Annotated in this window: 25 protein-coding genes and 1 tRNA gene; 12 read left to right on the forward strand and 14 right to left on the reverse strand. The window is 48.2% G+C overall.

Translation table 11 applies throughout. The annotated features are described in order from the left end of the window. Positions 1-27: 27 nt before the first annotated feature. Positions 28-684: a DUF6517 family protein gene (locus tag HQRW_RS11260; protein WP_014556688.1), complete on the reverse strand. Its 657-nt coding sequence runs from the start codon at positions 682-684 to the stop codon at positions 28-30. 241 nt (positions 685-925) lie between these two features. On the opposite strand from HQRW_RS11260, the gene HQRW_RS11265 reads away from it, so the two are divergent. Beyond that, positions 926-1009: transfer RNA gene (locus HQRW_RS11265), tRNA-Leu, on the forward strand. A 147-nt stretch (positions 1010-1156) separates the two neighbouring features. Here the strand turns inward: HQRW_RS11265 and HQRW_RS11270 are convergent. Beyond that, positions 1157-2170 carry an amidohydrolase family protein gene (locus HQRW_RS11270; protein ID WP_014556689.1) on the reverse strand — a complete coding sequence of 338 codons (1014 nt, stop codon included), beginning with the start codon at positions 2168-2170 and terminating at the stop codon, positions 1157-1159. A gap of 295 nt (positions 2171-2465) precedes the next feature. After that, on the reverse strand, positions 2466-3701 hold the full coding sequence (locus tag HQRW_RS11275) for an HD domain-containing protein (RefSeq protein ID WP_014556690.1): 1236 nt from the start codon (positions 3699-3701) through the stop codon (positions 2466-2468). Between the two features lie 231 nt (positions 3702-3932). Between HQRW_RS11275 and cofD the strand changes: the two genes are divergently transcribed. Genes cofD through HQRW_RS11300 form a run of 5 tightly spaced genes read left to right on the forward strand, consistent with a single transcriptional unit; the run spans position 3933 to position 7695 of the window. Continuing rightward, complete coding sequence (cofD, locus tag HQRW_RS11280; RefSeq protein ID WP_014556691.1) at positions 3933-4994, forward strand: 2-phospho-L-lactate transferase; 1062 nt, start codon at positions 3933-3935, stop codon at positions 4992-4994. Then, positions 4994-5770: a tRNA-dihydrouridine synthase gene (locus HQRW_RS11285; protein ID WP_014556692.1), complete on the forward strand. Its 777-nt coding sequence runs from the start codon at positions 4994-4996 to the stop codon at positions 5768-5770. The genes cofD and HQRW_RS11285 overlap by 1 nt, the downstream gene beginning before the upstream one ends. A gap of 58 nt (positions 5771-5828) precedes the next feature. Then, positions 5829-6686 (forward strand): triphosphoribosyl-dephospho-CoA synthase, encoded by an 858-nt coding sequence (locus HQRW_RS11290; RefSeq protein WP_014556693.1) that lies wholly within the window; start codon positions 5829-5831, stop codon positions 6684-6686. Further along, positions 6683-7441 (forward strand): DUF447 domain-containing protein, encoded by a 759-nt coding sequence (locus HQRW_RS11295; RefSeq protein ID WP_014556694.1) that lies wholly within the window; start codon positions 6683-6685, stop codon positions 7439-7441. The genes HQRW_RS11290 and HQRW_RS11295 overlap by 4 nt, the downstream gene beginning before the upstream one ends. 50 nt (positions 7442-7491) lie before the next feature. Beyond that, a complete protein-coding gene (locus HQRW_RS11300; protein WP_011572225.1) occupies positions 7492-7695 on the forward strand; it encodes a 30S ribosomal protein S17e in 204 nt (67 codons plus the stop codon). A gap of 310 nt (positions 7696-8005) precedes the next feature. On the opposite strand, the gene HQRW_RS11305 is transcribed toward HQRW_RS11300, so the two are convergent. Together HQRW_RS11305 and HQRW_RS11310 are read right to left on the reverse strand one after the other, a co-directional pair. Next, the gene (locus tag HQRW_RS11305) at positions 8006-8302 is read right to left on the reverse strand and encodes a hypothetical protein (protein WP_014556695.1); all 297 of its coding nucleotides are present in this window, start codon (positions 8300-8302) and stop codon (positions 8006-8008) included. Between the two features lie 5 nt (positions 8303-8307). Further along, positions 8308-9852 carry a carboxyl transferase domain-containing protein gene (locus HQRW_RS11310; protein ID WP_049892058.1) on the reverse strand — a complete coding sequence of 515 codons (1545 nt, stop codon included), beginning with the start codon at positions 9850-9852 and terminating at the stop codon, positions 8308-8310. 647 nt (positions 9853-10499) lie between these two features. Here HQRW_RS11310 and HQRW_RS11320 point away from each other — a divergent pair. Beyond that, positions 10500-10985 carry a redoxin domain-containing protein gene (locus HQRW_RS11320; RefSeq protein WP_014556698.1) on the forward strand — a complete coding sequence of 162 codons (486 nt, stop codon included), beginning with the start codon at positions 10500-10502 and terminating at the stop codon, positions 10983-10985. 397 nt (positions 10986-11382) lie between these two features. Here the strand turns inward: HQRW_RS11320 and ilvD are convergent, their stop codons facing one another. The 3 genes from ilvD to HQRW_RS11335 form a co-directional block, all read right to left on the reverse strand. Further along, a complete protein-coding gene (ilvD, locus tag HQRW_RS11325) occupies positions 11383-13173 on the reverse strand; it encodes a dihydroxy-acid dehydratase (protein ID WP_014556699.1) in 1791 nt (596 codons plus the stop codon). A gap of 74 nt (positions 13174-13247) precedes the next feature. After that, entirely contained in the window at positions 13248-13859 is a 612-nt protein-coding gene (locus tag HQRW_RS11330; RefSeq protein WP_014556700.1) for a MogA/MoaB family molybdenum cofactor biosynthesis protein, read from the reverse strand. Between the two features lie 147 nt (positions 13860-14006). Continuing rightward, positions 14007-15017 (reverse strand): helix-turn-helix transcriptional regulator, encoded by a 1011-nt coding sequence (locus HQRW_RS11335; protein ID WP_014556701.1) that lies wholly within the window; start codon positions 15015-15017, stop codon positions 14007-14009. Positions 15018-15137: 120 nt separating this feature from the next. Between HQRW_RS11335 and HQRW_RS11340 the strand changes: the two genes are divergently transcribed. The 4 genes from HQRW_RS11340 to HQRW_RS11355 all read left to right on the forward strand — a co-directional run bounded on the left by HQRW_RS11340 (position 15138) and on the right by HQRW_RS11355 (position 18137). Continuing rightward, a complete protein-coding gene (locus tag HQRW_RS11340; protein WP_014556702.1) occupies positions 15138-16178 on the forward strand; it encodes a zinc-binding dehydrogenase in 1041 nt (346 codons plus the stop codon). Further along, positions 16168-16416, forward strand: a complete 249-nt coding sequence (locus tag HQRW_RS11345; protein WP_014556703.1) for a hypothetical protein — start codon at positions 16168-16170, stop codon at positions 16414-16416. The genes HQRW_RS11340 and HQRW_RS11345 overlap by 11 nt, the downstream gene beginning before the upstream one ends. Before the next feature lie 225 nt (positions 16417-16641). Next, on the forward strand, positions 16642-16992 hold the full coding sequence (locus HQRW_RS11350) for a DUF5802 family protein (protein ID WP_011572235.1): 351 nt from the start codon (positions 16642-16644) through the stop codon (positions 16990-16992). 227 nt (positions 16993-17219) lie between these two features. Next, positions 17220-18137, forward strand: coding sequence for a Vms1/Ankzf1 family peptidyl-tRNA hydrolase (locus HQRW_RS11355; RefSeq protein WP_014556704.1), 918 nt, complete (start codon positions 17220-17222; stop codon positions 18135-18137). Positions 18138-18351: 214 nt separating this feature from the next. Here the strand turns inward: HQRW_RS11355 and HQRW_RS11360 are convergent, their stop codons facing one another. After that, positions 18352-19962, reverse strand: coding sequence for a hypothetical protein (locus HQRW_RS11360; RefSeq protein WP_049892063.1), 1611 nt, complete (start codon positions 19960-19962; stop codon positions 18352-18354). Positions 19963-20156: 194 nt separating this feature from the next. Continuing rightward, positions 20157-20987 (reverse strand): PspA/IM30 family protein, encoded by an 831-nt coding sequence (locus HQRW_RS11365; protein ID WP_011572238.1) that lies wholly within the window; start codon positions 20985-20987, stop codon positions 20157-20159. A gap of 53 nt (positions 20988-21040) precedes the next feature. Between HQRW_RS11365 and HQRW_RS11370 the strand changes: the two genes are divergently transcribed. Continuing rightward, a complete protein-coding gene (locus HQRW_RS11370) occupies positions 21041-21688 on the forward strand; it encodes a dienelactone hydrolase family protein (protein ID WP_014556706.1) in 648 nt (215 codons plus the stop codon). 369 nt (positions 21689-22057) lie between these two features. Here the strand turns inward: HQRW_RS11370 and HQRW_RS11375 are convergent, their stop codons facing one another. The 4 genes from HQRW_RS11375 to cobJ all read right to left on the reverse strand — a co-directional run bounded on the left by HQRW_RS11375 (position 22058) and on the right by cobJ (position 25738). Next, entirely contained in the window at positions 22058-22429 is a 372-nt protein-coding gene (locus HQRW_RS11375) for a DUF3209 family protein (protein WP_011572240.1), read from the reverse strand. Between the two features lie 14 nt (positions 22430-22443). Beyond that, positions 22444-23700: a CbiX/SirB N-terminal domain-containing protein gene (locus HQRW_RS11380; RefSeq protein WP_014556707.1), complete on the reverse strand. Its 1257-nt coding sequence runs from the start codon at positions 23698-23700 to the stop codon at positions 22444-22446. Then, positions 23693-24511: a hypothetical protein gene (locus tag HQRW_RS11385; protein WP_014556708.1), complete on the reverse strand. Its 819-nt coding sequence runs from the start codon at positions 24509-24511 to the stop codon at positions 23693-23695. The genes HQRW_RS11380 and HQRW_RS11385 overlap by 8 nt, the downstream gene beginning before the upstream one ends. 159 nt (positions 24512-24670) lie before the next feature. After that, positions 24671-25738, reverse strand: coding sequence for a precorrin-3B C(17)-methyltransferase (gene cobJ, locus HQRW_RS11390; RefSeq protein ID WP_014556709.1), 1068 nt, complete (start codon positions 25736-25738; stop codon positions 24671-24673). Positions 25739-25761 lie beyond the last annotated feature (23 nt).

Below are 25761 nucleotides of genomic sequence, written 5' to 3' on the forward strand. Positions count from 1 at the left end.
TAGGTGTATATGCTCCCAATTCAACAGTTACTCTGAGGAGTTATGAGCAATATTCTCAAAAAGCGTTCGGACACGTTGTCGTTCGGTCTCAGTGACTGACTGCGGATAACCACCACGAAGAATAATATAATCACCATCGTGTTCGAAGCGACTGATTAGCACCTCAATATCGATTGCCGGCGTCCCCGCAGTAACTGCTGAGAACACGCCAACGGTCGCCTCCGTCGAGAGTGACTGAATCGAGAATTCACCACGTCGAGTTAGTTCTTGCAGTTGTGGAGCGCCATAATCGCTGAATCGACCTTGCGTACGCTCAAGTAATCCGCTAAGTTCAAGATCAGCGAGTGGATTGAACTGCTGTCCAACAATCGAAATTGACGGTGAGGTAAATACTGCGGCAATAAGCTCGCGTGAGACACCACGTTGTGAAATCGACCGCGTATATGTCCGGAGATGATTTGTTACCGTGACGTCGCGTTCTTGCCCAGCCGCTTCGACAGTTCGTTGTTGAATGATCTCCTCTTGCTGATCTGGATTATATCCGGCATCGCTCAATCCTTGTTGAGTGATACGTCCAGGTGTCGCACTGAATGTAAACTCCTGTTGTGTTGCCCCACATCCACTCAACAGAGCTGTCAGAGTAGTCCCAGTGGCAAGAAGCGCCTGTCGACGTGTCAGCGTCATATCGCTGATGTCAACTGGAGATGATATAATACTTCGCAGGCGTCGACTGGTCTCATCAACTCGCACTGCGAGGACCGATGTGGTAGCTGCTCAGTCTCCGGATAGAATGTACAGGCGGTTCGAGGCGACTGCCTCAGGGCTTGACCCCGGGGTGGGTTCACAGTATACGATAGGATATCGGAGTGTCGCCAAAAATAATCGGAGGGTTAAACAAATGTGAGGACATTTCTGTGTATGTAGAGCGAGGGTGGCCGAGTCTGGAAAAGGCGGCGGACTCAAGATCCGCTCTCGTAGGAGTCCGTGGGTTCAAATCCCTCCCCTCGCATCATCGATTATTCTCATATATGAGCGATCGTCCGCGCGCCTGTGATTCCTGTCATATTGAGAGAATTGGATTAACGCTATTTTCTAGATTCGCTTGACGCTCATCTTAGTCGTAGCTTCAGTCTTAATGTCATAATATCATCATAAATTAGGTAATGACCTCGCTGACGTCCGCACGGTCAGCCCGACGGACTACAGCACGGACAATATCTTGTGCACCTGCAAGATTGTCTGAATCTCCATCTAAGACGAGCAGCTTTGCCTCACGACCTGGTTCGATGAGTCCGTAATCGAGATTGGCAATCTCAGCACCGTTGATTGTCGCCATTTCTAGGATTGTCCGCGCAGAGACATCTGCAAGTTTCGCAGTATACGCCATTTCGCGAAACATTGAGGGAGCGTTCAACATTGCATTATCAGTCCCAAGCGCGAGTGTTGTCCGCTCGGCAAGATCACTAATTGGAGGCACACCAACACCAGTCACGAGGTTTGACCGCGGACACACGACAGTTGGAATCTGCTCAGTAGCAAGTCGAGTGAGATGATCTGTATTGGGATAGACCATATGAACGAGGAAGTCTGGGTCAAGATTGAATGCAGGTGTGATATCATCTGCATCGCGCTCACCAGCATGAATTCCAAACAATTTATTCGCATCAAGGGTAGCTGAACGGATCTGTTCGAATTCACCATCGCGAGCGCCTGATGCACCAAATCCGTCGGCGGTATGCATTGCCGCTTCTGACTCACGACCTAATACAACTGTCTCGATTGGGAGATCCGAACCTGCTTTTCGGATAGCTTCGACACCGTCGACACCACCTTCGCGAAACTCAATGCATGCGGCTGTTCCGGATGCTGTCATCAATCGGAGTGACCGCCGCATCGCAGCAACAATTTCATCTTGAGTTGCTGAATCAAGAAGTCGATGTTTAAGCCCATCCGGTGGAGCAACAAGTGCATCGAGCGATAATCCTGCACCGGCTTCTTTTGCAATTGAATCCCCGAGATGTGTGTGTGCGTTAATAAACGCCGGAAGAACGATATCCGTCGAGTCCACTGCTACTTCCTCAATTGTCACTATCTCTCCATTTTCAATGATAATCCGACCCTCAACAGGATCGAACCGCCGCCCATAAAGCAACGTTCCCTCGACGAACATCGACTATCTATTGCGGATTATTTTGCTGGCGGTTTGAATACCTCGATCTGAAGACTTAATCAAAATACGACAGTGGGATAATTTGAAATATAGGATTGTCTCTGAGGCAACTTGGCATGCGTCTCAGAGCAATAGAGATCATATAATCACAGATTGTGAACGCAATAACGATTGAATCCCAAAGAAGTTCCCTTCGGTAGCTTGAATCAAATCACTTCTTTATATTGAGTCTGTGAGTCAAATAAATAAGGCTCAAACGATTCACTGGCATTGAGTGCAGGCTAAAATAAAGATATCAGTCGCTGAATTCATCGAGAGTTGCTGTGACTGTCTTGTGTTGGATATCGGAGACGGGTGCTCCTGAAATGTCGAGCCCCATTGTCTCAACAGCGTCGATCCCGGCACGATCTGTTGCTGTCGCAGGGACGTATACTCCAAGTCGCCATTGTTGTTTTTGTGCTGTACGAAGCGCTGAGACAAGCGGTGATTGATCAGCGAGTCGTCGCACCTCACCACTGACAACTACCCGCGAGGAGGACTCTGTCATTGATGGGTGTCCAGGAATATCAATAATCACTTCCTCTGAGTCAAGTCCTACACGGTCGGCGACCGTCCGCTCAAAAGACCGGATTGTATCATGATCTGCGTTAATAATCGACTCAGGGACCGTATCGAGTTCAGCCCAGACAGCACGCTTATACAGATCACGAGTATCAAGCCGTGAAGCAATATGAGTTGTTGCTTTTGTTGAACGGAGTGCAACATGGAGGTCGTGATCATCCATTCGGCGTAACTGCGAAGCTGTGATTGCTGTTGTATCGGTAGTGATTAACTGTTCAGCTGCCCGGCGAAGCATTGTTTTTGAAATACGTGCTACGTGGTGGCGGTAGACTGTTGGATTCATGAGCGCACGAGCAAGAAGTAGTGATTCAGCAGTCTGAACATTTCCTGCAGCAAGCACTAACTCATCATCAACGAATGTCAGTGCACGGATAAGCCGCTCGTGATCGATGGTGCCATATGGAACACCGGTGTGATGCGCATCTCGAACTAAATAGTCCATTCGATCAACATCTAACTCACCAGAAATGAGTTGACCATATTTGCCATCTCCGCGAATAAGTGCTGCAATCCGTTCTGGGTCGTACCCACGATCAGAGAGTGTGTCACCAACAGCACTGTCAACTAAGAGGTTAGTGACATCATCATGATACTTGCCTGTGTAGCGGTGTATGACAGGTTCGAGATTATGACTGTATGGACTATGTCCAACATCATGAAGTAATGCTGCGGCACGAAGGCGTTCAGCTCGGGGTCCGTCGAGATCGAGATGTGAGAGCGCACGGTTCATGAGATGATATACCCCAAGAGAGTGCTCAAATCGAGTATGATTAGCGGCTGGATAGACAAGATGAACAGTTCCGAGTTGTGTCACTCGACGAAGCCGTTGAATCGGGGGTGTATCAAGCAGTGCTGCTGCGACACCCTGTATCTCAATATGATCATGCACGCTGTCTTTGATTGTTGTCATATGCGTACTGAGAGAGTAACTGTGATTATATTCATGTGGCTGTATTCACTTGAGTAACATCATCAAATTAGTTATCATACGACACATATAATGCCTCCATGACGACATGCTAAGGTTTGAGCAGCGAACAAAGAGAATATCACATATCTGTGGTAGGTATAAAAACGGCTGAGCATAGGATACGATAGCCGTTGAGAGAATATTGAAACCACTGCTACTCATAGTATCAATATGGTTACTTTCCTCGCTGGCGGGACCGGCACACCGAAGCTCTTGCAGGGAGCACCAGCCGTTTTTGATCCCGCAGCGACGACAGTCATCGCGAACACCGGTGATGATGTCGAACTTGCAGGTCATCTTGTGTGTCCAGATGTCGATACGGTATTATTCTCTGAAGGCGGGGTTCTCAATACCGATAGATGGTGGGGAATTGAAGACGATACCACCGAGACACATACAGAAATCGCTAAGCTCGCGAATAAGGCAGGACTTGCTGATGACCCCCGATATCTAAGCGCAGATGAACAGACAAGTGGTCGAGAGATTTCACGCTGGCGGCGATTCTCAGGCGTAGCTGAATTTATGGAGATTGGTGACCGTGACCGGGCTGTCCATCTTCTCCGAACATCATTACTTGATGAAGGAAAGCGCCTCACCGAAGTCATCGAGATACTTGCAGATGCGTTCGAAGTTGATATCAATCTGATACCGATGAGTGATGATCCCGTGTCGACATTAATACATACAGAAGTTGGCGCGGAATCTGAAACGACCGAAAAGCAAACGACGGAGAATGAAAGTGAAACCGCTGAGACAGCGGCTGAGATAATGCATTTTCAGGAATATTGGGTACATAATCGGGCAGAACCGCCCGTCCTAGACGTTGAGTTTCGTGGTGTGGATGCAGCAACACCGACACAATCGGTGAAAACTGCACTCACTGAGCCGGTTGTGATTGGACCATCAAATCCAGTCACAAGCATTGGTCCGATGATTGCAATGGATAAATTCGAAAGTGCACTGGAGGACACTTCGGTTGTTGCTATCTCTCCATTCATCAATGATAGGGTGTTTTCAGGACCAGCAGCATCACTGATGAAAGCGGTTGGATTCGAACCCTCAACAGCAGGTGTTGCTGAGGCATATCCATTCGCTGATGCATTTATTCTTGATACAGCCGACCAGACGACGCTTGACCGACCAGTTGTCAGAACCGATATAGAGCTAGATACTGATACTGACGCTAAACGTGTCCTACAGGCTGTTCAAACAGCATTCAAGAAAATATCATAATGTTCACACCACGAGTTGCACTTGCAAGTCTTAGCGGTGAGGCGGACGCAACATGGGCAGAAAATGGAGCATCCGATGCTGGTGCAGCCTTTATTGGCGGTATCTCACTGGATACAGTCACACGAGATGCAGCACGTCAGCTTGTTGATAGAGGGCGGTGTGAATTCCTTCCATCAGATCCAATTGCATTTATTACGACCGAACTTGATGCACTCGCAGATGTCGCAATAACACCTGGCGTCAACGTCCGAAGTACGACACCGGAACCGGTGCGAGTAGTTGGAAGACACTGTGCGAAATACAATGCGATTCTGGAGATCAATGCTCATTGCCGACAAGATGAGATGTGCACGGTCGGCGCTGGTGAGACGTTGCTTCAGGATAATGAGAGTCAGCTTCGTGAACTTATCAAAGCAGGTCGCGCTGGTGGCGCAATGGTCAGTGTGAAAGTTCGTTCTGGAATCGATGGTGTTGATCTCACAGCAATAGCACGGACGATTGCCGACGCTGGTGGAGAGATTATCCATGTCGATGCAATGGATACGGAGGTGTCAATCAAACAGATTGCAACGGCTGCTCCTGAATTGTTCATTATCGCGAATAACGGAGTTCGTGGGCATGAAAGCGTTCGCGAGTACTATGGATACGGTGCAGATGCAGTCAGTATCGGTCGTCCAAGCACCAATCGACATGTTCGCCGGCAAGTCCGCTGTGCTGCAGAGGATATATTTGAAACATCAAATACTGATATGCAACGTTCTCACATACAGCAATGACGGAGTCACGTGAAGCACTCAAGCATACTAACACCGGTAATTCGACAGAAGGTGAAATATGAGTCAGACAATTGAGCGGGATTCCGCAGCGAATGCGCAACTTGCATTATTACTCGATGTTGGGTCGGCTCCGAAGCCAGGAAATGTTGACCGCGATCACGATCTTTCGGAGTTACGGATGGAGCACTTCTTTGCCGGAGCAATCGGCGCCGGTGAGGGACTGCGTCAAGCAGCCGAAGGGTCGGCTGTTGGAACTGCATTTGAGCGGGCAGTCGCCGGGATGAGCAATCAGGCTGGTGGGAATACACAGTTTGGCTGTTTATTACTTCTAATACCGCTTGTCCGGGCAGCCGGAGTTGAGGACACGGCATTCACATCCGCAGGCGTTCGTTCTGTTGTTGAATCAACGACAGTTGCTGATGCGGCTGATTTCTATCGGGGATTCGAGTATGTTGATGTAGCGGTTGAGGACCCACCTGAAGGGATGGCTGCACTTGATGTTCGCCGTGGGACTGATGCTATTCCAACACTTCGTGATCGTGACATGACGCTGTATGATGTGATGAGTGCGAGTATAGACGATGGTAATGCCACTGAGTGGACAACCGGGTTTGAGCGAACATTCGAAACAGCAACAGCAATTGCTGCAGACAGTGGACCGCTTCCGAACCGGATTTCACGTGCGTTTGTTACCCGGCTTGCACAAGATGAAGATACGTTGGTGCGAACAGAGCATGGCAGTGATGTTGCAGCTGAGGTAAAGCAGCGGGCGCAAGCAGCTCGTGGCAATCCGGAGGCGATTGCGAAGCTGGATGAGTCCTTTGTCGAGGCTGGGATTAACCCGGGAACAACGGCGGATTTACTTGTAGCTGCCACATTCGTCACGCTCGAACAGGAAAACGGGGTAACGATATGACAGAGATGTCGACAGTATGGCCGGTCGGTCTTCGTGGTGTGACAGAATCAATTGTGACGACATATGGTCCAAATGACCGCTGGAACGCTGCTGCATTAGGGTTGCACGCACCTGACCCGGATTCGAACTCTACTCATAAATCTAAGGATGGGTCTGATAAGCAGAATAAAGAGTCAGAACGAAACACCGCCGGGTCGTATGAGTCAGGATCAGCCGCCGTGGAATCAGCAGCAGAATCTGAGACTGGCGATAAAAGTATTATCACAGCAACAACGTGGGGAAATACACGTACACGTCGTAATTTCCACCGAGAAGGAGGTGGTGTGGTTCAGTTTGTCTCAGACCCACGAGCGTTTGTTGCAGCAGCAACAACAATCTATGAAGTAGATGAACCAGTACTTGATACTGCACACGCATGGGCAGAGGTGACCGTCGAGCATCTTGAGCAAGGCAAACGCGGTGGCACGCAATGGGAGCGCTGGGCAATACAACCCATTGAAACAGGCGTGATTGATCGCACAGTCCCAACAATCAACAGAGGGTTCGCAGCGGTCATCGATGCAACTGTTGCTGCCTCTCGATTAACTGTGCCAAGCTACGATACCGATACGTTACTTGATCGTCTCCGATATTTTGCAGAGACAGTCGACCGGTGTGGTGGTCCACGAGAACGAGCAGCATTCGCACAATTAGATGCTGCGACAGAATGGCGCTCGCAACTCGATGAACCGGGGACAATTCCTGTCTTTGATTAGTGAGTGGATAGGAACGAATCGTTTTAGTGGTTTGTGGGAGAAATTTATCCATGGCGATTAAACCAAAGTATGTCAAACAGCTTGGAACCCTCCTTCTTGAGGAGTATCCACAAGCCTTCAACACGGATTTTGAGACGAATAAAGAAAGCGTTGAGACGCTAACGAATGTCGAATCAAAAGGTGTCCGAAACCGAATTGCGGGATATATCACGCGTAAGAAAGGAAGTAACACGCCACCATCGGCATCCGCGTGAATTATTAACATACTACGGATAATAATAGTAGCAATAGCAATAGCAATAGCGATCAGAAGCAGTCGTATTGAGGACTCTCCTGCGGTAGTAAGGTGGAAGTCGTGATCGATAGGAACCTGATTTATTGACCGTTAGCTCATGATCATGGCTTTGTGCATTCATCCAAGCCATTTCACGCGAATCGTCCTAAGATCACATGGAAGCCATGGGATGTTGCTTTCATCTAGCTATTGAGTGTTGGCAACAACAGGCTTGCATACGGAATCGGCAGTGAACGGCTGAAACTGACCGAGATATCAATTTGTGATTTTCATCGGCCTATCCGTCCAGCCGCACTCCAATCATCGCGAGGAAGTCTATCACTGACACGCTGAAGACGGCGTCCTGATAATGAGTTAATCCGACCAGCGAATGCCCATCGGTCTCCATCCCGTGTCTCATCGTCCTCAGACTTCTCAGCCGCAGTTGCAAGGGCAATCGCCGCAGCTCGTTCGCGATCATTAATATGTGCGGTTATCGCAGCAACAATCGCAGCAGCTTCATCTGCTGTCGCGTCATCGGGGATCGAGACAGTATATTCAATATCCGTAGTTGACGGTGCAGACATGAGTATTAAATTGGGAGATTTCCATGTTTTTTCTCAGGGAGTGAGCTACGTTTTGATCGTAGCATATCCATATCATCGATTAATCGTCGTCGCGTCTCAGTCGGTTTGAGAACACTATCAATAAATCCACGATCAGCGGCAGTGTATGGATTTGCGAATTCTTCACGATATTCTTCGATTAATTCATCACGGCGAGCTTCTGGGTCATCTGCGGCTTCGAGTTCATCGTCATAGAGGATATTGACTGCCCCCTGTGGTCCCATCACGGCGATTTCAGCGGTTGGCCATGCATAATTAACATCGGCGCCAAGGTGTTTTGACGCCATCACGTCATACGCGCCGCCGTATGCTTTCCGCGTAATCACGGTTGCAAGCGGAACAGTTGCTTCTGAGTATGCATACAGTAGCTTCGCTCCATGACGGATGATTCCATTATGCTCTTGATCAGTACCGGGTAAGAATCCGGGCACATCGACGAATGTCAATATTGGGATATTAAATGCATCACAGAAGCGCACAAATCGTGCTGCTTTCTCAGATGCCTCAATATTGAGTGTTCCGGCGTTTACACGTGGTTGATTTGCAACAACCCCAATCGCATGTCCATCAAGTCGAGAAAATCCGATGACAACATTCTGTGCGAAGTCCTCATGAACCTCAAAAAATGACCCCTCGTCAATAATCCCATTAATAACGTCATGGATATCATATGGCTTCCGTGGTTCATCTGGGACAACATTATTTAATGATTCATCACTGCGATCGGGGTCATCCCAGGGTTCGACTCGAGGAGGATTCTCAACATTATTCGATGGAATATATGAGAGTAATCGGCGGATATCATCAAGTGCAGCTTCCTCAGATTCACACGCGAAATGAGCAACACCAGACGTCGATGCATGCGTAATAGCTCCACCAAGTTCTTCAAATGTCACCTCCTCGCCGGTGACAGTTTCGATGACATCTGGACCAGTGATGAACATATGACTTGTGTCCTCAATCATAAATGTGAAATCAGTAATTGCTGGCGAATACACAGCACCACCAGCACAGGGACCCATGATGGCTGAGATCTGTGGAACAACGCCAGATGCCTCGGTATTCTGTCGGAAGATCTCACCGAAGCCACCGAGTGATTGCACACCCTCTTGAATTCGTGCGCCGGCAGAATCATTGAGCCCAACGATTGGGGCACCAACCTCAACGGCTTTATCCATCACTTTTGAGACTTTTTCAGCGAATACCTCACCAAGTGACCCACCAAAAACAGTGAAATCATGCGCAAAGACGAATGTTTTTCGACCATCGACATCACCATACCCCGTGACAACTCCATCGCCAGGGGGCTGTTTTTCTTCCATGCCGAATTTATGACTTCGATGAGTTCGAAATTGATCAATCTCATTAAATGTTCCCTCGTCGAAAAAATAATTAATTCGCTCACGAGCGGTCATCTTTCCTTTTTGATGTTGTGCATCAATTCGGTCCTGTCCACCACCCTTGAGCGCGCGCTCACGCCGTTTCCGGAGTTTCTCAAGTCGATCCTCCATCGTCACACGAAACCACCTACGTACATGCTCACGAGTGCTCGGGTGAAGAACAAAGGGTTTCCGCAATCCGACAACTTGGACTCACTAATTATCGAATATATTCTCTTCATCATTCAGTTATGACCATGATCGGTTTTACATCGACATCGACACGACTGGTGTGTATCTTGCGCTGAGTTTGACATATATACACCCAGAGAAATTTGCATGATTATTCATTCATATAAACCACAGTATAAAACATGATGTCGCTCACGAGTCAGTCGCCAATCGAGACGCTCAGATCACGATATGATCAACTCGAAGATACCTGTCCATGGTGTGAGAATAAATATATTGAAAAGAGCTGGCAAGTCATGCACATGGATGCTGAGATACGATTTAAACACATTTGTTCAACTTGTGGGGCTGAGCGACAACAAGTCGTATCATTATCATTATCAAACACAGATTGACCGAAGTGAAGAATAGCATAGTTTCGAGCAATGAGTTGATACTGAACAGTCGAGTGACACGGATCAGCGTTCGCTATTGTCTCAGACGTGAATGATTATTTTGATAAATTAATCGAATATACCAACGATGCGTGCCTGTATCGCCACGCTTTCAATTACTGGTATCAAATAGAATATTGGAGCATAATACCAATGGCTGCTGAACCATCACCAGACGAGACTGCCCCGAGTTTTGAGGCGACTATTGCAAACGGCGATGTCGAATCGTTTGCGCTTGATGACGCACTTGGCGACGGACCAGTCGTTCTTGCGTTTTTCCCGGGTGCATTCACCCCGCCGTGCTCAAATGAAATGGTCGCTCTTGAGGAGCATCTCAGTGAATTCGAAGAAGCCGGTGCAACGGTATACGGCATTAGCGCAGATTCAGCATTCTCGCTGAATGCATTCCGCGAAGAGCATGACCTTTCATTTGACCTCGTGAGCGATATGGGTCGAGAGGCAATCGACGCTTATGATACCGAGATTGATCTGGGTGATCTTGGACTTCTCGGTGTTTCAAATCGTGCGGTGTTTATTCTTGATGAGGATGGCACCGTTTCATACACATGGGAAGCCGACGACCCAACAACGGAACCAGATTATGACGAACTTGTCGGGGCGGTCAAGAACGCAGCATAGATACTCAAACCACGGCTATTTTATTCACCTGATGCATCCAAGCACTTCGAGTTAGCGTCGGAGTTTGGACGAGGATGTCAAGCATTCTGAGCCGATGAAACAGGATTAAGATTAAAATAAGCTCAAGCTCTCATCAATGGGCAATCCAGACGCCCAGTGATACGTTTTTTACCCTATTGTCCCCGTGAGACGACGAACACTAATATTTGTCATATATGTTGTCCTCAATCATCTCTGTTTCTGTCTCTTCTAACGATATAACGATATAACGATACTTATGTCAATCAATTATAATTACAGCGAAGCAAGGCAAAAGCCCATAGCTTCAGCCGTGAGAAGAGGTCATTATATGAACAAGAGAAGAACACAAGTCGTGAAGCGTAGCGTCGAGTATCGACTATTCCAGTGACTGCGTGTCAGTTTTTGCTCCAGGGTTCGTCACCGCGCCATTTGCTGCCGATCCGAATTCACTGCCGTATTTTGCAAGCACACCCGTATCATATCGACGGTCAGCGCCATCCCACGCCTCACGACGCTCAGCAAGCTCTGCATCTGAAAGTGCAACACTTAGTTCTCGTTCTGGAATATCAACTGTAATCTCATCGCCATCCTCAAGCAGCGCAATTGGACCACCAACAACTGCTTCAGGTGCAACGTGACCAACCATCGGACCACGAGTCGCACCGGAGAATCGACCGTCAGTCAAAAGTGCAACATCATCTTCATGTCCCTGCCCGACAACAGCAGCCGTTACACCGAGCATCTCACGCATTCCCGGACCTCCCTGTGGTCCTTCATTACGAATAACAATGACGTCTCCAGATTCAATATGTCCGGTTTGGACATACTGCATTGCGTCCTCTTCAGTTTCAAAGATGCGTGCGGGTCCACTATGATGGAATGCATCATCACCGGTGACTTTCAGCACACCACCCTCTGGGGCAAGATTCCCGGTGAGAATCTTAATTGCACCCTCTGTCTGATATGGATCATCAACAGAATAAAGAAAGTCATAGTCATTGTTATTTTCATTCTCAATTTCACTATCGGCTGGTAGATCAAGTTCCGCAAGTTCCTCAGCGATTGTCCGCCCGGTAACAGTCAGTGCATCACCGTGGAAGAGACCAGCATCAAGAAGTCGTCGAATGACAATTGGAACCCCACCAATCTCATGCAGATCGTTCATTGTTTTTGTTCCGCCGGGTTGGAGATCAGCGATCTTTGGAGTACGACGTGAGATTGCATCGAATTCCGCAATCGTGAGATCAACGCCTGCTTCGGCCGCAAGTGCAAGCAGATGAAGAACAGCATTCGTTGATCCGCCAATTGCGACCTGCAGTGCAATTGCATTCTCAAAGGACTTTTTCGATAGAATGTCCGATGGACGACGGTCATTTGCCACAGCATCAAGAACGGCTTCACCAGCACGGCGAGCAATATCATATCGTTCTGTTGATTCCGCTGGTGCACCAGCAGAGCCAAGCGGTGCCATCCCAAGCGCCTCTGAAATTGATGCCATTGTGTTTGCGGTAAACATGCCGCCACATGACCCAGCACCAGGGCATGCATGCCGCTCAAGTTCATCAAGTTCGTCTGCGCTCATATCACCCTCAGCGTATGTTCCAACGCCTTCAAACACATTTTGAATGGTCACATCACGACCATCGTGCTCACCAGGCATGATTGAGCCACCATACAGGAATACCGACGGAAGGTCAGTTCGAATTGAAGCAATCATCATCCCTGGGAGATTTTTATCACAACCGGCGACTGTCACGAGGGCATCCATTCGTTCACCAAAGGCAACAAGCTCAACAGAATCAGCAATTACCTCACGCGAGATGAGGGACGCTTTCATTCCCTCAGTTCCCATTGAAATGGCATCAGAAATCGTGATTGTCCCAAATTCAATTGGCATACCACCAGCATCTTCAACACCCTCAATCGCTGCATCAGCAACATCATCAAGATGGACATTACAGGGAGTGATATCAGCCGCTGGATTGGCAATGCCAACCATCGGCGAGGATAAATCTGTATCATCAAAGCCCATCGCACGAAACATTGCTCGGTGCGGGGCTCGATCTGCACCTTCTGTCACATCCGTACTTGGAAGGTCCGGGTCCTTCTCCGTTGAGAACGGAGAATCGGTGTCTGCCCCGTCCTCACGGTGTGTCTGCTTGCTCATGATACAAGCTACTCTGTAAACGCATTAAAAGCACACGCATGATACGGCGGGATAATTAATACACTAGCTGAGACTCACGTCTCATCGCGCGTTGCAAGCCCTGCGAGATGTGGTGCCTCAGGCACGATGAGTTCGGTACTGCCCAATGTTGCGGCATTTTCACTTCCAGGGAGACAAAAAACCGGAACAGTATCGATGATTCCTGCTGTTGCCCGTGTCCCAAGAACACGAGTCCCAATTTCAGCTTCAGATCTGCGACGGAATAATTCGCCAAACCCAGGAAGTGATTTATCATATTGATCGCTAACAGCCTCAATTGTAACATCATCTGGGGTAATTCCAGTTCCGCCTGTCGTCACGACGATATCAGTGTCTGCGTCCGAAACGGCTGTCTCAACGACTGATTGAATCCGGTGAACATCATCATCGACAATTTCACGAGTGATGATTGTGTGACCTGCAGACTCAAATGCTGCTACAATAGCATCACCCGCGGCATCATCGGTGAGGGAACGAGATGATGAGACGGTGAAGATTGCAACACCAAGTGTTCCAACATCGTGTGCATGGTGGGTGTGATTGTGGTCATGATCATCATCCCCATCGGCACCGTGATGATGACCATGATTCGTGTTTTCTGTGTGTCCTTCGGTGTGAGTATGATCCGTATCAGAATTCGCATCCATTCCGGAACCGTCTGTGCGTATGTGTGACTGGAAAGTGGCTCTTGGTATGGTATCTCGATACATAACTGCTCATTTATTTCTGCGAATAAACACTTCACGAATACGCAATGGTGTGAGCGGATTGAATGTGCAGTTCATAAACAGCACTTACGATCCTGAGTTATCTTGAAACTCCGATGTCTCCGTATCGGCTTGTGTAGTTTGATCTTCATGTGGAGATGCGGAATCAGATTCAGCAGTCTGTTCTGTCTGTGCACCGATTTCATCAGTGGTTTCGGTGTTGCTGTTGGTCTCAAGATTCGAGTCAACATCGATATCCTCGGTTGAACTAACAGTATTCTCCATTCGAGAGTCGCCACTGATCTCTGAGTTAGCCACCTGAGGGGTGGATTGGTGAATTGACGTTGCATCAGCCATTACCGATTCCCACTGGTTGTGTGCCCACTGTATTGCAGCATCGCTATCATTGATAATAATGCCACGAACACCGGTGTCGGTATAGAACACAATTCCCGCCTCAATATCATCAACAATCCAGAGCCCATAATTAAATGAAATATCTCCGCTCAGCAGGCTTACATGGTCATGTTGTGCCTGTTTAATAAATCCTGAGCGGAGTTCAGGCGCTGCGAGTAGTGTCTCAACAACATCTTCATCGACAACATGCTTCACGATTGTTCCATTCGCGGTTGTCACAGCGTAAAATTCATCTAGATATCCTGCAAGCGCAACAGGTGAAACGCCTCGAAACACATCTGCGGATTCGATACTGTCAAAAAGATATCTGATTATCCGATCTGGAATCTCAGGGGATGCTTGGGCATACGAAGCGCCATCGAGAAAAACATCAGCAATGTCGATACCACTTGGAAGCGTTGAAAGGAGGTCACGGCCAGAATCAATCTCTTGCAACCGTCTGTGGTACTGTTGTGCTGCTGTGAGCGCCGTCCGACCAGCAAGCGTCAATTGATAGTCACTATTTGTCGAAGTAACGAGTCCAGCGTTCGAAAGTTCACGAATCCCACGATCGACAGTCGATCGAGATATATCAAGATCCGTCTCAAGTTCACACTTGTCTTTTGAATTTTTTTCTAATGACTCGAGAAACGATTGCCGTTTACCGACAATAGTGTCCAGTGAATGGTCGGAGTCGAGCATTACGGATTCATATAATTACAAAAGGTATGATACTGTCGGATTGTATCATTGATAATGATATTCTTTACTTCATGATAATTAATAGAGAATGTTTTGTGCAGGCAGTTTATATCAGGTAATATGGAAGCCGTTCAATTCGCTGCACATGGTGATCGTGATGTCATTGAGTATGGTGAATTTCCGAATCCAACCATCGAACGGGATGAAGTGCTCGTTGATGTAAAAGCCGCATCGGTTAATCATCTTGATGTATGGACACGACGTGGGCTACCAGGAATCGATGTCGAGATGCCACATATACCTGGGAGTGATATGGCAGGAGTTGTCAGCGAAACTGGTGCAGACGTCACGCGATTTGACCCTGGTGATCACGTAGCGCTCATTGCTGGTGTGGCGGGTGATACCGATGAATTCACCCGAAAAGGAGATCCAACACTTGCCGCAGATTATCATCTTATCGGTGAACACGTCCGGGGAGTCCACTCAGAATATACCGCAGTGCCCGCTGCAAATCTTGTTCCTGTTCCTGATCATGTACCATGGGAGATTGCCGGCTCAACTTCATTGGTGTTTCAAACAGCCTGGCGGATGCTCATCGATCGTGCAGAACTTCGAACTGGTGAACATGTGCTTATTCATGGCGCTTCCGGTGGCGTTGGACATGCAGCCGTGCAAATTGCCAGTCATGCCGGTGCAACGGTATCAGCAACAGCATCAACGGAGCGAAAACTTGAGCATGCTGCTGACTACGGCGCTGAGCATTTGATTAATTATGAGAATACATCATTTGCTGACGAAATATATCAAATAACGGATGGTCGTGGTGTTGACATCGTTATTGATCATGTTGGTGAAGCAACGTATGAAGGATCATTGAAAAGTCTTCGAAAGGGTGGGCGATTAATTACATGTGGAGCGACGACAGGTCCAAATCCTGATGCCAATCTGAATCGGATTTTCTGGAATCAACTCCAGATTATCGGATCAACGATGGCAACACCCGGGCAAGCTGAGGAAGTATTAGATCTGGTCTGGGATGGAACACTTAAACCGCATATTCGTGAGACATTGCCTATGAGCGATATTGCTCATGCGCATGAATTGCTAGAGAATCGTGAGGGCTTTGGGAAGGTGGTTGTAATCCCGGATAGTGAATACTGATACGGAAGAACAAGCACAATCTGATGTTGGATTTGGAATTCATGGGTGGACTCTCGTCGGGAGTCTCTTGCTCTGTCTTATTATCATCCCAGGAATCATCTACATCCAGCCGAGCATTCTTGCAGCAGTCGGGATTCCATATCTCGTCTCATTGCTTATCCTTCCGCTTGTACCAGCTGCTGCACTCGGTCTCATCGCTGTATGGTCAATGACAGCAGCGACAAACGAAACGGATTGACATCCTCCCCGCGCTGAAGCGCGAGGGTTCTTTCGGGGCGCAGCGTTGGACGGTCCAATGCCCCATGAAGCCAACTTCCCTATCCGCGGCGGACGGCGGATGAGTATCGGGTTCATCCCTGCGCTAACGCACAGGACTTTCTCCTCGGGATTCCGTAATCTCAGCCAAGATAGCCTGCTAGGAAAAAGAGTTATTATCATTCATGTGTGAGAAACTCTCGCACAGATGTTTGAATCATTCTCCGGCAGTTATTATCTCGGGAAACTTTATGTTGAACCGACGAACAGAGATCTTCCTGCTATCCAGCAAGATGATCATGAGCGAATGAACGCACAATTATACGGAGATGACGGTGTCATCCGTGTTGATGCTCCGCTTGTTATGAAAATTGACACTGGACACCTTCCTGTGCTCGGTGATACATCCGTTCCTACTGGGACACTTTCAGTCCCGCAGTCGATCAATGATGGCGATCTTCCCGCTGAGCGTAATGTGTTAGTAGCCAAATCTGACCGAGCTAGAGAGTTATTACAGTACGCTGGCTATCGATTCGGCGATGATGCTGCCGTTACATAAGAATAACTATATATTCAATATATAAACACAATCCTGTCTTTTTATGTAGTTGTCTTGATGCTCCTCGGGAGGGGGAAGTTAGAATAGCTAAGACTTGTTCTCAGTTGCAATTTGATTTTCAATCCCTTCTCTATGAAGCAAGCATGAGCAGGCGCACGGAGTGAATCTTGAGTGATGAGAAATAAATCCATACACTCAAACAATCTCCTATCATACTCAGTTGGTGTATGCTCGATGAACTGCTCGGCCGTGCCGAATTAAAGGCTCAGATCGCAGATCTTAAAGAGGAAAAACATCACCTTGAGCGTCAGCTCGCAGCGGAGGAAGAGCGTCGGACAGACGCCGTTCGCGAGCGTCAAGAGGCCGAGCGGGAGGTTAATCAACTTCAGGATCGAATTGAAGGGCTCGAAGAGCGTGTTGAACGACTCTCAGAGTCACAGACGGAGCGAAATGAACTCTCAGTTCGCACGACTCAGGACATCCGGGGTGCGCGTCGAAAAAACATACTTGATCGAATCCGCTCTGTTGAGACCGGTCCGGAAGGTGCATTGACTGCAATGGTCACTGAAACAGTGCCTGATGAGATACGGAGATTGCTTGACGAACGGAGTGCACTCGTGCAGCGCCTTGCACCATGTCTTGTCTGTATTGATGATGCTGGAATGATTGCCGTTGCGATTGAGTTGACAGCTCCGCCGACTCCATTTGTTGAATGGGGGACAACATTTCGTATCGAGCCACAATGGGTTGCCCCAGCAGAACCGGTAACTGTCGCAGTCGTTCGGTCTGATATTTTTGCACTTGGTGTCTATGATGGGTCAACACTCACACACGTAACAGATGTTACCACCGATGTAATGGACGCACACTCGAAAGGTGGATTCTCACAAGCACGGTTTGAACGTCGTCGTGATCAACAGATTGAGGATCATCTTGAACACGCGCATGAGGCAATCGAGACACATCTTACAGAAAATAGTCAGATACAGACAAGTGAAGTAGTGGTCCTTGGAGAAAAAACAGTGTTAGGTGCATTCAGTGATCTCGCAGGTCGGCGAGAAACAGTTGATGCAACAGGTGAGCCAAAATCAGCACTTGAAGATGCAGTCGATGAATTTTGGACGATTCGAGTCTCAACTCTATAATATATATATATTCTGTATGAATTTATCCGAAATTAAACGGAGAATCTATGTTCCTCGATTCCACGTCAGTCACACATGTTTCACTTTCTCAAGAAATAACTCCGGTAAAGTGAGGTGGACGGTGTGATTCATGAATCAGTGAGATCTGAGGGATAATAAAAATTCCATGTCACATGGGAGCGTATTTGATTATTGATTCTGAGTCTGGGATTTGTTATGACCATTCGGCGAATGGAATGCCTTCTTGGGCGTACTCAACATATGCTGTCTGCATCTGTGTAATCGCAGCAGGAAGCGGGGTTCCAGCGGACACTGCTTGTTCGACGCGGTCGCGTTTCCATTCACTTGGGGTCTGATATGGTCCATCCCGACGGGATTCAATTGGTGTCAGTGCCCACTCGATTGTCTCATCAGAAACATCGAGTGCGGAGAGTCCGCGACGTGCGAGTGAAAACAAATCGGCATAAATTGCGTCTTGATCTATTTGATGTGTTCCACTATCATCAACCCAGGCGAGTGTCGCCGTCGGACCATCCGCAACAGCAGCATAAAATGATTCCTCAGCATCATCCCATGTGAGCGTCTCAAGTGGGTGATTGGTAGTAACAGCCCCATGCAGTACACCAGTAACGAGTGCTTGTACTCCAATCGTATCACGGATTGTTGGTTGAGTCGGAAGTGGGCGATACTCAATACGCACTGATGCATGGTTTGTGTGACCAGTGTGATCTGTCGGCACAGCGGTTGTTTCTGCCCCACCTCGAGGTGTCTGTCCACAAAAGACCGGGCGGACCCATCGCCAGTAAGTGCCACGCTTTGTCGGAAAAACGGACAGATCACATGGATCAGCGTCGGACGCTGGAATGGGTGTTTCAAGCGTTGATGAGGCAACAAGCGTTGGATCCGTCACAATTCGATCGATTACGTCGAAAATGTCGTCTGCATCCGCTGGGACCCGGCATTTTTCAGCACCTGTATCGACTGCACGTTCGAAAATCGGGATACGGAGTTCATGCGGCGTTCGCGCGAGTCGGTCAGCCGCAACCTCAGCACTGACACCTGCATAACAGTCAGCCGGGAGAAATGGTGAGTTTGCTGTGAGTGAGAGAAGTGGTCCCATTGTTCGAGTTGCAGCATTCAGATACGCCGCGGCATCGCGTGGATCTGGTATTTGAAGATGTGGCTGAATTGACGTGGCGAGTGACTCGACTAACATTGAGGGAGCAGTGTCAAGCCCTGGGAGACCAAGTTCGACTGTCCCACCACTTCGCTCACGAATCACCTCATTCAATGCAATATATCGAGGAATAGGGCGGACATTCTCTGCGAAGAATATACCGTGTTCTGTCGTGCCCGCTCGAAGGTATGCATCAGTCCCCGTTTCAGGTGGGATAGTCCATAATGAATCATACACGAGTGTGCGGTCGACATCGTCAATGTGAGAACGGATTGAGTCACGGATATGATGTAATTCACTTGCCTGGCGACGAAATCCACTTCCTCCATTATCCGATTCAGCCCCAATGGCATCCGGTGTCGTGTGAAATTCAACATTATGGACGCCTAATTCAGGACTACACCCATTAAGTTCAAATACTGTTTCTGGCGCGGGGGCAAGTTGTGTCTTTGAATCAACAATATATGCCTCTAATTCGAGTCCAACTGCAACATGGTCTGAATCGAACTGTCCATTGCGGATGTCATGTTTAATTCTCGCGGCTTCGCGAGCAACCCGCGCATCGAACGTCTCTTTCTGCTCCGATGTAAGCGCCCTCTCAACTGCGTCAATAGTATCTGTCATCTGTTTTTCCATATCCAGCAGCATACTGCATCCGACGCTATGTTGATTCGATTATGTCGATAACAGCGGCGGATACCGTCTAGCGTTCTTTATCTATCATAACAATTGGAGTATAAAACTGTCGCGTGAGCACACCATGGAGTCAGATGAAAGCGCCAGGATGGTCGCCTCATACGACACATATCCTGCCATTATCGATTGGAGCGTTGAATTCAGAATCAGTTATTTTCGTCATCACGCAATTCTTCTAACTCTGTCTCAACAGCTGGGTCGGAAACAGATGTTTCTGATTCGGAATTAGTTTTATTCTCGCCTTCACTTTCAGCGGTGGTGCTACTCGTCTCTTCAGTCCCTCCATCAACATCTGATTTTAATGTTGCCAGTTCGCTGTCAACAGCAGCGTCAGTCCGCCCCGAAGACAGTTCGCGGTCAATTTTATCTTTATCAGAAATGGCTTCATCAAATGCACCAGTATCAGCAAGTTCATCCATTGCTTCTGATCTAGCTTCCATTTCGTCAGTCTCTTGTTCTGCACGATCGATTGCCCGACTGACGTCGTTCATTTCGTCGCCCACACCTGTCATTGCCTCTGAGACGCGCGATGATGCTTCAGCGGCTTCATACCGCGCTTTCATTGTCTCTTTCTTCGTGCGGAACTCCTCGATACGGTTTTGTAGCTCATTTTTCTGCTCAACAAGATCATCCTGTGTCGATTGGAGTTCGGAGACTTGCGCTTCAAGATCCTCGATTTGTGACATTTTTGCCTGTTTCTTCTCGAGGGCCTGTCGAGCCAGGTCTTCACGATCTTGACGAACAGCTTCTCGCGCCTGTTCATTGTGCTTTTCAACGTTTTCTTCAAGCCGTCGTTTCTGCATTTCAAGGCGCTTTTTTTGTGTTGTCAGATCGGCGATCCCCTGTTTGACTTCCTGCAGTTCGTCGCGCATCTGCTCATATGAGTATTCGAGCGTTTCCGTTGGATCCTCGGCGCGATTGAGCAGCGAGTTCAGTTTCGAACGGACGACATACGATGCGCGTGAGAGGATTCCCATGTCGTTTTATTTGGTGTGAGGCTGTTTAAATTCTCTCGTATGAATAACTAATTGTGAGTCACACTGTTCATTTTAACGGTGGACGAGACGCCCGTGGGCACCTGGATACGAGGGAGAGCAAAGCTAAGTATACAATCGATAGTTGTGTGATTGCATGTCCACCACACCCACAGCATGGTGGTCATAGTAGTGATAGACGACTCCAAGTTGTGAGTGACCAACTCCCTCCGGAGATTGATTGCCTACGGATTACATATGGGTCGTGGGACCACGGTCACGGTGAGTACGCTGACGTTGCTAACGCTCTCGAGTGGGCACATAATCGATATGATCAGTGTGGATTATTTGGATATAGTTTCGGTGCTGCGCTCGCAATTGGCGTTGCAACAACAAGCACCTGCGTTGAGTTTGTATCTGCACTTGCCCCACCACAATCAATTGATGATGGGTCAGTTGTTGAAACAACAACCGCCTTATACAATACAAACATCCCAACACAACTTATCTACGGAACACAAGATGAGATGATCAGCATCAATCCAACTGTTGAAATGTTACAGCAGAACGCATCTTCCGATAAATTTGATATTCGATCATTCCCGACAGGTCATGCTTTTCAGATGTTTCTTGATAAGGTTGGCATCGCTGTCAGCTCATTCGCTGACAATATTACTAATTCAGAGAGAAAATATTCAGCGTAACAATGATACCAGTGTGAATAATCCCGACTCTTGTGGTCGGGGGCTCTCACCCTGCTCCGCATATAAATCGCAATTGATTGCCTTATTTACATTTTGTAATAAGACCGGTATCATAGAATCAATCCGATTATTTATTTCTCAACGCTCTTATGAAGTACATTGTTGGTGGCGAGCAGTCGGGCGATTTTTGTATTTCTCTACGGCGCCTGAGCTTCCCAGAACGAGAGTGAGACAGGGTGAAAGAACCGATCTACCGAATTTACTCAGTTCGGAGAGTCATCACCAACAATCCGCTTCACAAGAGCGTTTCTCAAAGACCAAACGAGGACAGTTGATCACCTAAGAGGTCTGAGATAATTCAACATTACATCATTCGTCGACTGGGAAAGTCTCATGCAGTAAGTCATGCGTCTCAGCAAACCCATTAAGCACCGACTCTCCCTGCATACTGAGTCGTTGAATTGACTGTTCGGCATCGCGGACAGCAATGAGTCGTCCGCGGAGGTAATCATACTCAGGGTCGCTTTTTTCAGTCGTTGCAACTGTTTCTTCAAGATCAACGAGTGCTGCATCAAGATGCCGCTGAACGGCTGAGAGGTCCTCAGCCTCAGCAAGTGCTTCAATTGGTCCCTCAAGCGCACCCTCAAGCTCTGCGTATGCGTGCTGTCGGGCGCTTTCATCAGTGGTACCAAGAACGTTCATCAATCCAAGTTTGAGTGCTTCAATTTCGTGGCAAGTCATTGTCTGTATAATAATTATAGTGTCTGATCAACATAGTCACTGACGATTCGATCCCGATCAAGATGTGAGGAGACAATCTCGGTTGCTCCTTCATCATCGACACTGCCATACCAGACGCCATCAGGGTAAACAGCAACCATAGGACCATCACCACACCGACCAAGACAGGAGCTCCGTGTAATGCGGACATCACAGGTATCAGAATCGCGGGCAGACTGTCGTAACTGTTCAAGAACGCTCGCAGCACCATCCGCAGCGCACGTCTGATTCATACAGACGGTAACATGCTTTGCGGGGGCATCGTGCGTATCCGGATCCGAGTCTACATCATCGCGATCGGCGTGTGTTTCTTGATGAATAAGCGCTCGTAATGTCGCCCGTGCACCACCAACATCTTCAGCATACCCCTCGAGGTCAACTTTGTATTTACACGTATCACAGGACATCTCAACACTATCAGTGCGAGCTTCCTGCCATCGGTCTGAAAGAACATCAAGAAGTCGTGAGTCCGTCCCAAGTGGATCGCCAGCGGCGGCTGAGAGATATGGATATTCTTCATCAAATGAGTCGGCACCTTCACGAATTCGACCAGTCAGGACGCCATCACCAAGCATATATGGCAGAACAACGATTGCATCTGGACGCGTTTTTGCAACACGATGAAGTGTCTCATCAAGTACTGGGTCTGTCACTCCAATGAATGTAGCTGCGACATCATCAAATTCCCGTCCTTCATACAACAACCGAGCAAGTTTGTGAACGTCTCCGTTTGAATCCGGATCACTCGAGCCACGAGCACACAGAACGACTGCAACATCGTCTGTGTGTCTATCAACCTCAAGCGTTGATTCGACTGCTGCAGCGCGGTCATCCAATAAGTCAATGAGTGCCGGATGAACGCCAAGATGCGCTCCGTTGTTAATCGTTAATTCAGGATAATCTGTACGGGCTTGCTCAAGCGCCAGTGGAACATCATTTTTGACATGGCTCGCAGCAAATAACGAGAGATGTACAACAGAAATTGCACTGACTGAAGCCGCAAGCGTGTCGATTGCTTCCTCAATCGCTGGAGTCGCAAGTTCGAGAAATGCGGCATCAGTCGGCACGTCAAGACGGGCTTCAAGATCAGCAGCGAGGGTCTCGACCTGCTCATTCGACTTTTCACGACGAGAGCCATGACCGATAAGCAGCACTGCCTCATCGTCAAATCTTGCTGCAGTTGCTGACTGCGGTGATGGAGAGATTGAGGTTTTGATGTTCTGATTACTCATTATCAATTCGGTCAAGACAGCCGAGCAGTTTACGACGGCGACTTGGTGCGAATAGACCCGTTGAGTCTGTATCAGCGTAGAGTTGACGACCAACAGCAGGAGCAGCGTCATCGTCAAGGCTGAACCAATGACCGCTACTTGAAGCCGGAGCCGGGTCGCTTGTCGGTGTTGGTACGGATAGATTCCCGAGCAGATCATTAATCCGTTTAAGTATCCGCTTGTCATGGACAAATGAGAGTCCAACTGCTCCAGCAGATTGCTTATAACAGATTGTCCCACACCCCTCGAAGAGTCCACGAAGTAACGGCTGTGTGTACTCAGTTAGGTCCGCAAAATCATAATCTGGATGAGATGTGGTGGTAATATCAGTCTCAGCGTTCGATGTAGCGTTCGATGTAGCGTTCGATGTAGCGTTCGATGTAGCGTTCGATGTAGCATTCGATTCTACCTTCTCAAATGCTCCCATTGGGGTTGGCAGTCCAAGTTTCGATGCCGCATCAGCAGTAATATCACCGGTTACTGTAACCATATATTCGTTTTCGCGACGAGTGATGGACGTATCATGGAGGTACTCCCGTTCGCGAACATGATGGGTTATTCCGTCCTGTTTCTGTTCAGTTTCATCGCTTCCATCGCGTGTTTGCTCAGGCTCAGCAATAGCAGCAAGTCGATGGGCAGCTGTTTCATCGCTTGTTCGAATCCGGATTCGGTTATCTGCAATCGCCCCATCACCAACAACACGACCCCAAAAATACGCTGTTTCCGGAGATGGATCAAGTAGATTCGCAGGAGCGGTGATTTCAAGACTCATTGGACTCCCCTGAGTGCGTGTCGATTGTGCGTAGAAACACTGGAGATACGAGTCGCGCTCTGAGCATCGTTTGGTATGGATCCGTATGCTGTTAGTAGTATCATAGGTGGCTTAGATAGTATATTGATTGATATTTGACAGGTATACTCTAATAAATATTTAATAGTCATATTTTGTCTCGTATCCACGTGGTGTGACCATGCGATCATCCCAGACGTACGTCTCTTCATTTCCAACGATAATTGTCGTTGTCATGTCAATAAGATCAGTCTCTCCGAGTGACTCAAGTTCACCAAGTTCGATAATCTTACTTTGCTCATCATCCCGACCAGCACCGTGAACAACTCCAACGGGAGTGTCTGGATCACGATGCTCAAGAAGAATCTCACAACAAGTTTCGAAGTTCTCACGCCGTTTTCGACTCCATGGATTGTATATAGTGATTGTGAATCCTTCGGCAGCAACAGCATGAAGTCGTGATTCGATTGTCTCCATCGATGTAAGATGGTCTGACAACGAAACCGAAACAGTGTCATTGACGAGAGGGGCTCCAACACGTGCTGCACATGATTGTGCTGCTGGCACGCCTGGAACAACTTCAAACTCAACCATTGAAGCTGTGCCACCCTTTGATTCAAGAATCTCAAGTGCAAGTCCCGCAAGTGCGTAGACATTCGGATCGCCTGAGCCGACAATCGCAACATCATTTCCAGCAAGTGCCCGGTCAATTGCCTCCTCAGTTCGTGACACCTCTCCACACATTGGGGTATCATAGATATCGTCTGCATCTTCAGTAATCTCATCCGGAAGGAGGTCAATATACGTGGTATAGCCAACAATGTGCTCAGCAGATCCAAGTGCTGAACGTGCACGAGCTGTCATTCCCTCCGGCTGCCCAGGACCAAGTCCAACGGCAAGAAGTCGCCCAGGGTCCGCTTCAAAATCATCAACCGTGGCACCAACATTCTCAGATGTATCATCTTCATCTGTTGACGTTGCTCCACACGAAGAACTACTGCTGGACGATGCGGATGCAGATGCATCCGTCGACCCACCACACTGTGATGTTGAGTCAGACGCTGTTGTCGATTCAGCGCCAGCTTGTGTCTGTGATGCACCACACGTCGATTCTGTCGCTACATCAGCGGGTTCTACTTGCGGAGTTGGGTTTTGATCTGAACTCGATTCTGCCGTGTCTTTCGTGTCTGCTGTGTCGTCAGTACTCATTGGTATTATATGCAATTTTTATT

The organism is Haloquadratum walsbyi C23, assembly GCF_000237865.1.
Taxonomy (GTDB): Archaea; Halobacteriota; Halobacteria; order Halobacteriales; family Haloferacaceae; genus Haloquadratum; species Haloquadratum walsbyi.